This window comes from Variovorax sp. LjRoot290 (genome assembly GCF_964253985.1).
In the GTDB taxonomy this organism is placed as follows: Bacteria; Pseudomonadota; Gammaproteobacteria; order Burkholderiales; family Burkholderiaceae_C; genus Variovorax.
Window position 1 is genome coordinate 856,671 of the sequence record NZ_CAXURW020000002.1, and the last position, 10,729, is coordinate 867,399.

At 66.4% G+C, this 10,729-nt stretch carries 10 protein-coding genes; 4 read left to right on the top strand and 6 right to left on the bottom strand.

Annotated elements, in window-relative coordinates; genetic code table 11:
- Nucleotides 1-17: 17 nt before the first annotated feature.
- The 6 genes from ACSQ9A_RS33135 to ACSQ9A_RS33160 all read right to left on the bottom strand — a co-directional run bounded on the left by ACSQ9A_RS33135 (nt 18) and on the right by ACSQ9A_RS33160 (nt 6,247).
- On the bottom strand, nt 18-521 hold the full coding sequence (locus ACSQ9A_RS33135; protein WP_436307040.1) for a hypothetical protein: 504 nt from the start codon (nt 519-521) through the stop codon (nt 18-20).
- Complete coding sequence (locus ACSQ9A_RS33140) at nt 518-1,552, bottom strand: phosphotransferase family protein (protein WP_436307041.1); 1,035 nt, start codon at nt 1,550-1,552, stop codon at nt 518-520. The genes ACSQ9A_RS33135 and ACSQ9A_RS33140 overlap by 4 nt, the downstream gene beginning before the upstream one ends.
- Nucleotides 1,549-2,430 carry an SDR family oxidoreductase gene (locus ACSQ9A_RS33145; RefSeq protein WP_436307042.1) on the bottom strand — a complete coding sequence of 294 codons (882 nt, stop codon included), beginning with the start codon at nt 2,428-2,430 and terminating at the stop codon, nt 1,549-1,551. The genes ACSQ9A_RS33140 and ACSQ9A_RS33145 overlap by 4 nt, the downstream gene beginning before the upstream one ends.
- A 14-nt stretch (nt 2,431-2,444) precedes the next feature.
- A complete protein-coding gene (locus ACSQ9A_RS33150) occupies nt 2,445-3,593 on the bottom strand; it encodes an acyl-CoA dehydrogenase family protein (protein ID WP_436307043.1) in 1,149 nt (382 codons plus the stop codon).
- A gap of 19 nt (nt 3,594-3,612) precedes the next feature.
- Nucleotides 3,613-5,211 (bottom strand): AMP-binding protein, encoded by a 1,599-nt coding sequence (locus tag ACSQ9A_RS33155; RefSeq protein ID WP_436307044.1) that lies wholly within the window; start codon nt 5,209-5,211, stop codon nt 3,613-3,615.
- Between the two features lie 130 nt (nt 5,212-5,341).
- On the bottom strand, nt 5,342-6,247 hold the full coding sequence (locus ACSQ9A_RS33160) for an SDR family NAD(P)-dependent oxidoreductase (protein WP_436307750.1): 906 nt from the start codon (nt 6,245-6,247) through the stop codon (nt 5,342-5,344).
- Between the two features lie 182 nt (nt 6,248-6,429).
- Here ACSQ9A_RS33160 and ACSQ9A_RS33165 point away from each other — a divergent pair, with 182 nt between their 5' ends.
- The 4 genes from ACSQ9A_RS33165 to ACSQ9A_RS33180 are packed head-to-tail and all read left to right on the top strand — an operon-like array spanning nt 6,430 to nt 10,720.
- Nucleotides 6,430-7,893, top strand: coding sequence for a 3-oxoacyl-[acyl-carrier-protein] synthase III C-terminal domain-containing protein (locus tag ACSQ9A_RS33165; protein ID WP_436307045.1), 1,464 nt, complete (start codon nt 6,430-6,432; stop codon nt 7,891-7,893).
- A complete protein-coding gene (locus tag ACSQ9A_RS33170; RefSeq protein ID WP_436307046.1) occupies nt 7,886-9,091 on the top strand; it encodes an acetyl-CoA acetyltransferase in 1,206 nt (401 codons plus the stop codon). The genes ACSQ9A_RS33165 and ACSQ9A_RS33170 overlap by 8 nt, the downstream gene beginning before the upstream one ends.
- A gap of 48 nt (nt 9,092-9,139) precedes the next feature.
- Nucleotides 9,140-9,910 carry an SDR family oxidoreductase gene (locus ACSQ9A_RS33175; RefSeq protein ID WP_436307047.1) on the top strand — a complete coding sequence of 257 codons (771 nt, stop codon included), beginning with the start codon at nt 9,140-9,142 and terminating at the stop codon, nt 9,908-9,910.
- 12 nt (nt 9,911-9,922) lie between these two features.
- On the top strand, nt 9,923-10,720 hold the full coding sequence (locus ACSQ9A_RS33180) for an enoyl-CoA hydratase-related protein (RefSeq protein ID WP_436307048.1): 798 nt from the start codon (nt 9,923-9,925) through the stop codon (nt 10,718-10,720).
- Nucleotides 10,721-10,729 lie beyond the last annotated feature (9 nt).

A 10,729-nucleotide genomic window follows, 5' to 3' on the forward strand; every position in this document is an offset into this window, starting at 1 on the left:
TCCAGGTTCGGAATCGCTCATGGCTTTGCCTGCACCTCTACGCCGCTGGACATCTCCGCAAACATCGGCCTCGGCGAATACTTGAGCTCGAGATCGAGTTCGGTGCGCATGCAAGCGCGGGCTAGTTGCTCGACGTCGGCCACGAGCGTCGGTTCCAGGCTCTCACGCTCGGCGGCGAGCCATGCCAGCAGTTCCACGATTGCGCGATTCCCGCCATCGCGAAGGGATGCGAGCTCGGTGGGTGTGATCGGTTGCGGGACTTCGTCGATCGGCAACGTCGGCGCGGTCACCGTGCCGCTCTCTTGCAGCAACGCGCCGATCCGGGCGAAGGTGTGACGCTGCGCATCGACCTGAGCCCACAGGAAGTTCGTCGACCAGTCCGCGCGAACCTTGAAGGTGTTGAGCAGGTTGATGACGCCGAAGACCTGCCCGCGCGCGAAGTCGTCATCCAGCCGGGTCAGCACTTCGCCGCGCAAGGTCGCGCACATGCCATCGATCAGGCGTACGAAGGAGTTGTTCATGAAGCGGCCTCGATCGTCTTTTCCATCTGGCGCAAGCAGGTAGCGATCTGGCTGCCCATCGCCGGCATGCGCATGTCGTTGAAGCGCCCTTCCTCGAAGCAGCGCGCAGCCGCCATGTGCGTGGCGGCGAGCTTGAGCAGCGACAGCGCCTGGTAGTAGCGCACCGACGCCATCGAGACATCGAAGCCGGCCTTCTCGCCGTAGCGCGCATAGAACCAGTCGGGCTCGGCCAGCCGGCTGATCAGCTTGCTGCCGCCCATGTACATCGGCAGGCTGGCCCAGCCCAGGTCTTCATGTGGGTCGCCCAGATGCACGAGTTCCCAGTCGAGGATCGAGGTGATGCGCCCGTTCTGTTCGAGAAAGTTTCCGGTCCGGTAGTCGCCGTGCACGATCGCCACATGCGGCGCCACCGGGCAGTGCGCCTTCAGCCAGCGGATGCCCCAATCGACCAGCGGATAAGGGCGCATCGCCCAGCGGTCGATCTGTGTTTCCCAGTACTCGACGTTCACCCGGGCAGCAGTTGCGGGCGTGATGCCCCGCGCCGTCGCAGCGATCGGCTTGTCCTGCCATGGCACGCGGTGCAGGGCGGCCAGCACATCGATGAACTGCTCTGCCAATTGCCTGCGATAGCCCTCCTCCAGTCCGGGTTGACCGGCGGAAACCCACGGCACCACGGTCTCCCCCGCCACCTTCTCGCAGAACAGGAACGGCGCCCCGAGAATGGCCGGATCGTCGCTGCTCCAGTAGGCGCGCGGCAACGGCACGGCGCTGCCCTCCAGCGAGCGCATGGCCTGCACCTGCGGCCCAGCGCTGTAGGGGGCGAAGAGGCCGTAGTCCGGTCCGAGCCGCAGGATCAGCTCTTGCGTGTCTTCATGGTCGGGAAGACCGGTCACGGGAACCGAGAAAGTCAGCCACGAGAAGCCGACCGGAAATCGCCGGACCGTCCCCACTTGAACGGCAGATCCCACCTGCTGCGCGAGGTAGTGCGCGATCCGTTCTGCGAGCGCGGATTCGTCGCCGATCGTGCTCATGGTTCCGTCTCTTTCTGCGCTTGCAGCATTTCCGGCATCCGGGCCCGGTGGAAGCCTTCGAAGGGCTGGCTGTTCTGGTGCGCCTGCAGCTTCCAGGTCCCGCGTGCGTTGGGTGTTCCGCCGTCCACACGGACGCAGGAGCCTGTGATGTATGCCGCCGCGGGCGAAAGAAGAAAGACGATGGCGGCCGACAGCTCGGCTTCGGTGCCGTAGCGCTGCAGCGGCACGGTGGGCGGGTACTCGCGGATCTTCGCCTTGGCTTCGGGCGTGTAGGTGTCGAAGCCGCTGGATGCGATGCCGCCAGGCGCCACCGTGTTCACGCGCACGCCCGACGCGGCCCACTCGCAGGCCGCCGTTTCGCTGAGCGTGAGCATGCCGCCGCGCGCCGCGCCCGAGTGCGCGTAGTCGGGCCAACCGTGCCAGATGTCGGCGATGATGTTGACGATCGCGCCGCCGTGCGCCTTCATCCAGCGCAGGTAGGCCTCGCGCATCACGATGAAACCGCCGGTCAGGTTGTTTCGCACCACAGCTTCGAAGCCTTTGGTCGAAAGGGTCTCCATCGGCGCCCGGTACTGCCCGCCTGCGTTGTTCACCAGGCCATCGATGCGGCCATGCTGCGCCAGCACGGCGTCGATGGAAGCTATGACCTGGGTTTCATCCCGGATGTCGCAGACGTGCGTACTGCACCGGCCCCCGTCCGCCTCGATTTCCCCTCGCACGGCCTCGAGCTTCTCCGCCGTGCGGCCCCAGATGGCAACCGTTGCACCCAGCGATGCGAGCTCGTGCGCGGTGCAGCGGCCAATACCGCTGCCGCCGCCGGTCACGATGACGATCCGGCCGGCAAACAAGCCGGCGCGAAACACGGACTGATAGGGCATGTCGATCCTCCGCTTCAATATTGGACGGCCGCGCGCCCGATGCGCTCGCGGGCAATGATGAGCTTCATGATGCCGGCGGTGCCGTCGCCGATCTCCAGGCCCATCACGTCGCGCATGCGCTGCTGATGCGGCAGGTCCTTGCTCCAGCCATAGTGACCGAAGGTCAGCAGGCATTGGTGGATGACGTCGAAGGCATTGCGCGGCCCCATCCATTTGCACATCGCCGCCTCCGAGGTGTGCGGCTGGCCCGCGTCGCGCAGCGCCAGCGCGTGGTAGCACAGCTGGCGCACCGCAGCGATCTGCGACTCGCCTTCCGCGAGCGGGAAACTGACCCCCTGGAACTGGCCGATCGGCCGGCCGAAGGCCTCGCGTTCCTTCGCATAGGCCCAAGCCTCGTCGAGCGAGGCCTGCGCGGCGCCACAGCACTGCAATCCGATCAGCGCCCGGCTGTAGTCGAAGCCTTGCATCACCTGCGTGAAGCCCTTCCCCTCGTCGCCGAGCATGTGACTTGCAGGCACGCGCACATCGTCGAAGAACACGGATCCGCGGCCGATGATGATGCTGCCGACGTCATCGAAGCGGGTGCGCGAGATGCCTTTCGCGCTGGCAGGAACGAAGAAGGCCGTGACCCCCTTGGCGCCCTCTTCCGGCCGACCGGTGCGGGCGAAGATCAGATAGGCATCGGCGCAGTCGGCAAAGGTGATCGAGGTCTTCTCGCCGTTGAGGACATAGTGGTCGCCGTCGCGCCGCGCCTTCAGTTGCAGGTTGCTGGCGTCGGAACCGCCGCGCGGCTCGGTTAGGCAGATCGCCACCACCGCCTCGCCGCGCGTCATGCGCGGCACCCACTCCTGAACGAGCTCGGGCTGCGCATGGCGCATCAGGATCGCAGCATTGAGCGAAATGCCCACGGGCACGGCACTGACATTGAAGTCGCCATACGCCAGTTCTTCGGCGATCAGGCCGGTGGTGACCGCGTCGGCGCCAAGCCCACCGAGCTCTTCAGGCAGATCGGCGCCGAGAAGGCCCAGGCGGCCCATTTCGGCGATCAGGTCGCGATCGAGCACGCCGATCTTCTCGCGCTTCTGATAATCCGGAAGCAGACGCTGGCGCGCGAAGCGCCGGGCAGTCTCCTGCAAGGCCTTTTGATCGTCGGTCAGGACCATGGGAAGTGTCTCCTCGGGTTCAATGAACCGCCGCAACGCCATCGACGGAAGCCGCCAGCTCGCGCAGCTTGAACTTCTGCACCTTGCCGGTGGCGGTCCTGGGCAACTCTCCGCACAGCACCACCTTCTCCGGCCAGTACTGCTTGGCCGTCTGCGACGACGCCATGTAGCGGGTCAATTCGTTCATGTCGAAAACCTGGCCCGGCTTGGTCACGACGAACGCGCACGCCCGTTCCCCGAGGCGCTCGTCCGGGTAGCCGACGATGGCTGCAGCCGCAATGGCCGGATGGCGAAGCAGGAGGCCTTCGATCTCGACCACGGGGACGTTCTCGCCGCCGCGGATGATGATGTCCTTGCTGCGGCCGTTGATCCGGATGTAGCCCTCGTCGTTCAGCAGGTAGGCCAGGTCACCCGTGTCGAACCAGCCTTCGGCGTCGAGCGCGTTCAGATCCGGCCGTTTGAGATGGCCCACGAACAGTGAACTGCCCCGGAAGAGCAGGCGGCCGGTCACGCCAATTGCTGCAGGCGCGCCACTCTCGTCGACCACCTTGGTCTCGTTGCCGCGCACTGCCCGGCCATCGGCTAGCGCCGACAGTTCGCGCGAGCGCTCGACCTCGGTCAAGGTACCGGCCACGACTTCCGTCATGCCCCAGATCGAGCACACCGTCAGGTTCATGGCCTTGGCGGCGCGCTCGATCAGCACCGGCGGTACCGGCGCACCGGCGCAGCCGAAAAGGCGAAAGCTGGTCGCACCCGGATCGCCGGCCTCCACGGCAACCACGAGATCGTTCAGGAACGGCGTCGCGGCAGAGCTGTAGCTCACCTGCTCGCTGCGCGTCAACTCCAGCGCCGCGAGCGGCTCCCACACGTCCATCAGCACGATGGTGGCGCCCAGCATGAGCGGCATCATCGTGAGGTAGGCATAGCCCATCAGGTGGCCGACCGGCGATGCAGCCAGCACCACGTCGTTCGGCGTCAGATGCAGATCCTCGATGGAAGTCAGCAAGGTGGAGAGCAAGGTGTTGGAGGTGTGCATCACGCCTTTGGGCGCGCCGGTCGTCCCCGAACTGAACATGAGCAGCGTCACATCGTCGGGTTGCAAGGGGCTGGCCTCCGGAGCCGGCGTACCGCTGCCTAGCAATACCGTGTCGAACCCATCGGCGCCGCTCTCTCCCACCACCACCAGTCGCTTCAGATGGGAAAGCTGCGGCACAAGGCCGCGTGCCATGGCCGCATGGTCATGCCCTCGATAGCGTGCCGGCACGATCAGGACCTTCGCTTCGCAGAAGTCGAGCATGTAGCCCAGCTCGCGCTCCCGCAGGATCGGCATCAGGGGGTTCACCACCGAGCCAATGCGCGACGCGGCAAGCGCAACGACAACGAACTCCCAGACATTCGGGAGCTGCATAGAGACGACGTCCCCCGGCCCGATTCCGATCGAACGCAACGAACCCGCCGCCCTCGCCGCGAGATCGTCCAGCTCGCGATAGCTGATGCGACGCGCAGCTCCGGCGCCCTGAACGTGGGCCACAAGCGCAACCTTGTCCGGAAAAGCCTGGACCGCGTCCCTGAAACAGTCGTTGATGGTCTTGTCCGTCCACCAACCATGCGCCCGCATGGCGGCGGCTCGAGAAGGTGTGAGCGTTGTCTCGAATCGCATGATCTAGTCCCCCGGAATAACTAGTACAGTAGCGTACGATCTATATGAGTACCTACTGGGATTACCCTGATTTCGCGCCGCACACAGCTCAGACGGGGTCCCAGGTGAATACATCCCCTGAGCGGTCCAGTGGAAAGAAGCCCGCGCGCAGCATCGGCAACGCCGTTTCGATCACGCTTTCCGGCGTCCAGCCCTCTGAGCGATGCGCATTGCGCACCGGCCGCGGCTGGCTGAAAAGATAGATCTCGTTATTGCGCACGCCGAAGATCTGGCCCGTGACATCGCTCGCCGCATCGGCACACAGGCCCACCACGAAAGGCGCGACGCGTTCGGGGACCAGTTTCTTGAGTGAATCGACCCGCTTCTTCTGCTCGGGCGTCTCGTCGGGAATCGAATCGATCATGCGTGTCCACGCGAAGGGCGCCACCGCGTTCGAACGCACGCCGAACTTCTGCATGTCCATGGCGATCGATTTCGACAGCGCTGCGATGCCCAGCTTGGCGGCGCTGTAGTTGGCCTGACCGAAGTTGCCGATCAGGCCCGAAGTGGAGGTCATGTGCACGAAGCTGCCGCTGCCCTGCGCTTTGAAATGAGTCGCTGCTGCACGGCTCACGTTGAAGCAGCCCTTCAGGTGCACGGCGATCACGTCGTCGAACTCCTGCTCGCTCATGCGGTGGAAGATCGCGTCGCGCAGGATGCCGGCGTTGTTGATCACGATGTCGATACGGCCGAAAGTATCGACCGCCGCCTTCACCATGTTGTGGGCGGCATTCCAATCGGCGACGGAGCCCCCGTCCGCGATGGCCTTCCCGCCCACCGCCTGGATGGCGGACACAACCTCCAGCGCCGGCTGTTCCGCCTCCGGCCTGCCGTCGAGCCCCGCGCCGAGATCGTTCACCACCACGCTCGCACCCGCCTCGGCCAATGCCAGCGCAATGCCGCGTCCCACGCCACGGCCACCGCCTGTCACCAATGCCACCTTGCCCTCGAGCAACCTGGTCATTCGCTTGCTCCCGAATTGAATCGCATCATCTGTCTCCTCTTGGAAAACGCCACCTGCGCGCCCCGGGGAAAACCCGGATCACCTACGCCAGAATTGGCTTGCCCGAATATCGTTCGCTAGCGTATCATCAATCACATCACGATATTTCGCAAGACCAGCCAGGCAACGTTTTCATGGTCCCTCCGACGAACGAATTCGGCGTGCTCGCCACTACCCGCTACCTGCCGCGGCTGCGGCTCGATCGGGCCGAGCTTTTCGCCCAGCACCGCTGGATGGCCGCCGGTCTGAAGGCGCATGCGCGGGGGCATCGCGCCATGGCCTCGTGGGATGAGGACAGCATCACCATGAGCGTCGAGGCGGCGCGCCAGTTGCTGGCCTCGCTGCCTTCGCAGCCACCGTCCCAACTGACGCTGGTCTCCACCACCCTGCCTTTTGCCGACCGCCTGAACGCCGGCGTGGTAGCGACCGCACTCGGGCTGCCGAGCGACGTGGTCCTGCGCGACCTGGCCTCCAGCCCGCGCGCGGCGACGACCGAACTGGCCTCGGCATTGGCCGAAGGGCTTCCCGCCACGCGCTTGCTGCTGGCCGCCGAGCGCCGCACACCGCGGCCCGCGAGCGCGCAGGAGATGATCTTCGGCGACGGCGCCGCCGGCGTGCTGGTTGGCCATGGACCCGCGATCGCGACCTTCGTCGCCCACCATGGCGCGCATGCCGATCTGGTCGATCACTTCCGGGAGGCCGGCAACGACCACGACTACGGATGGGAAGAGCGGTGGGTGCGTGACGAGGGCTACATGAAGATCGCCGTCGACGCGATCCGCCAGTGCCTGACGAAGGCCGGCACCACGGCCGCCGAGATCGCACGCTTCGTGCTCCCCGCACCCCTGCCCCGCATCAACGAAGCCGTCGCCAAGCGCGTCGGCATCCGGCCCGAGGCGCTGGTGACGACCCATGCCGAATCCGCCGGCGACCTCGGCGGCGCGCAGCCGCTCGCGATGCTCGACACCGCGCTGCGCGCGGCCGCGCCAGGCGAGCTGATCCTGGCCGTCGCCTTCGGCAGCGGCTGCGATGCGCTGCTGCTGCGACGCACGGCCTTGCCCTGCCCCGGCGCTGAGCCCGACGAGGGCCGGTCCGAGACCAGCTACATGAAGTACCTCTCGTTCACCGGCCAGATCGCGCTCGAATGGGGCATGCGCGCGGAGATGGACAACAAATCGGTTCTGACCGCGGCCTGGCGCGAAGGCGCACACATCGCCCACTTCGAGGGCGGCAAGTGTTCGGCCTGCGGCACCGTGCAGTTCCCGTTCTCGCGCCTGTGCGTCAACCCGGCTTGCCGTGCGCAGGACACGCAAGAAGCCACGAGCCTGGCCGACACCGTCGCCCGCGTGCTCTCGCACACCAGCGACTGGCTGGCCTATACGCCGGCGCCGCCATTCCAGTTCGGCCACGTCGACTTCGATGGCGGTGGCCGCGTGCTGATGGAGTTCGCGGACACCGACGCCGACGAACTGAGCGTCGGCCTCCCGCTGCGCATGGTGTTCCGCGTGAAGGATTTCGACGCCAAGCGCGGTTTCCGGCGCTACTTCTGGAAGGCGACGCCGGTTCGCCAAGCCGCACAAGGAGCACCCCATGGCTGAAGGCATCCGCGACAAGGTCGCCATCCTGGGCATGGGCTGCTCGCGCTTCGGCGAGCGCTGGGACAGCGGCCCCGAAGACCTGATGCTCGAAGCCTTCAACGAGGCGATGGCCGATGCGGGCATCGAGGTCGCTCAGATCGAAGCCGCATGGCTCGGCGTGTGTCTCGAGGAGAACAACGTCGGCAAGACCGCCGGCCCGCTGGCCCAGGCGCTTCGCCTGCCGCGCATCGCCGCCACCCGCGTCGAGAATGCCTGCGCCACCGGCACCGAAGCGCTGCGCGGCGCGGCCTATGCGGTGGCCGCCGGCGCCTATGACATCGTGCTCGCGCTCGGCGTCGAGAAACTCAAGGACACCGGCTACGGCGGCCTGCCGGTACGCACGCGCGGCGTCAGCAACGACCTGTGGCTGCCCAACGCCACCGCGCCGGGTGCCTTCGCCCAGCTGGCGGCGGCTTATGCGGCCAAGCACGGCGTCAACAAGCGCGAGCTCAAGCGCGCGATGGCGCACATCTCGGTCAAGAGCCACGCCAACGGCGCGCTCAATCCGAAGGCGCACCTGCGCAATCGCATCACCGAGGACGACGTGCTCAAGGCGCCGATGATCGCCGAGCCGCTCGGCCTCTTCGACTGCTGCGGCGTCAGCGACGGCGCGGCCTGCGCCATCCTCACCACGCCGGAGATCGCGCGGCGCCTCAGGCCCGATGCGGAAGTCGTGAGCATCAAGGCGGTGGAGATCTCGGTCAGCAACGGCGAGGAGTCGGCATTCAACAACTGGGACGGCGCGCACATCGCGACCGCACGCACGGCCGGCGAGCGCGCCTACCGCAGCGCCGGCATCACCGCGCCGCGCGAGCAGATCCACCTGGCGGAGGTGCACGACTGCTTCTCCATCACCGAGGCGGTGCTGATGGAAGACCTGGGCTTCAGCGCACCGGGCCGCGTGATCCACGACGTGCTGGACGGCGTGTTCGACTTGAACGGAAAACTGCCGGTGCAGGCCGATGGCGGGCTCAAGTGCTTCGGTCATCCGGTCGGGGCGTCGGGGCTGCGGATGGTCTATGAGATCTACCAGCAGATCCACGGACGGGCGGGCGAACGCCAGCTGAAACGCGTCGACCTGGGACTCACGCAGAACCTCGGCGGCCATCCCCACCAGAACGTGAGCGCCGTGGCCATCGTGGGGCGCTGCGGCGCCTGAGGCAGCTCACTCCAACTTCACCATCCACATCTCTAGGAGACAACGCGCATGAGAGGACTCAAGGGAAAGACCGCCATCGTGACCGGCGCCGGCAGCGGCATCGGCCGCGCCATCGCACTGCGGCTGGCGGCCGAGGGCGTCACGGTCGGCGTGTTTGACGTCAGCGAGAAGGGCGCGGGCGAAACCGTCGCCGCGATCGAGGCCGCCGGCGGCAAGGCCGTCGTCGCCGTGGCCGACATCACCGACTACGCGGCCGTGGTCGCCGCGGTCCAGGCCTTCGAGGCATCGACGGGCGCGGGCACCGACATCCTGGTGAACAACGCCGGCTGGGACACGCCGATGCCCTTCCTCAAGACCGACGAGGCTTTCTGGAAGAAGGTGGTCGCGATCAACTGGTTCGGCCCGCTGCACGTGACGCATGCGGTGGCGCAGGGCATGGCAGCACGAAAGTCCGGCCGTATCGTCAACATCGCCTCCGACGCGGGCCGCGTCGGCTCCAGCGGCGAGGTCGTCTATTCCGGCTGCAAGGGCGCAACCATCGCCTTCGCCAAGGCGCTGGCGCGCGAGCTGGCGCGCAGCAACGTCACCATCAACAACGTCTGCCCCGGCCCGACCGACACCCCGGCCATGGAAGCATTCGTCGGCACCGGCGAGCAGGGTCAGAAGATCCGCGACGCCATGGTGCGCGGCGTTCCGCTGGGCCGCATCGGCGTGCCCGAGGACTACCCCGGCCTCGTCGCCTTCCTCGCGAGCGACGATGCGGCTTTCATGACCGGCCAGACCATCAGCGTCTCGGGCGGTCTCACCATGCACGGCTAAGGAGACCAGGCGATGAACAAGGAATACAAGGACATCCTCTACGAGCTTCGCGACGGCGTGGTGCGCATCACCATCAACCGACCCGAGGTCTATAACGCTTTCCGGCTGCAGACGCTGGAAGAGCTGATCGACGCCTTCCAGCGCGGCGGTGAAGAGAAAACTGCAAATGTGATCGTCTTCGCCGGCGCAGGCGACAAGGCCTTTTGCACCGGTGGCGACCAGAAGGTTCACCTGAGCGAGGACGGCCTCTACGGGCCGCGCGGCACCGTGGGCATGCCGATCGAGGAATTTCAGACCGCGCTGCGCGACGTGCGCAAGGTCACCGTCGCCAAGGTGCAGGGCTTCGCCATCGGCGGCGGCAACGTCTTCGCCACCATGTGCGATCTGACCATCGCTTCCGAGAAGGCCACATTCGGCCAAGTCGGCCCCAAGGTCGGTTCGGTCGACCCGGGCTGGGGCACCGCTTACCTCTCGCGCATCGTCGGAGAGAAGAAGGCGCGCGAGATCTGGTTCCTGTGCCGCCGCTACACGGCGCAGGAGGCCTGCGACATGGGCCTGGTCAACAAGGTCGTGCCGCATGAGCAGCTCGACGCCGAGGTCGACCAGTGGTGCAGGGAGATCAACGAGATGAGCCCGACGGCGCTGACCATCGCCAAGCGCTCCTTCAACGCCGACAGCGAGAACATCCGCGGCATCGGCTTCCTCGGCATCCAGGCTGTCAAACACTACTACCAGAGCGAGGAATCCAGGGAGGGCGTGCGCGCATTCAACGAGAAGCGCAAGCCCGACTTCAAGAAGTACGCCGGCTGACCGGCCGCG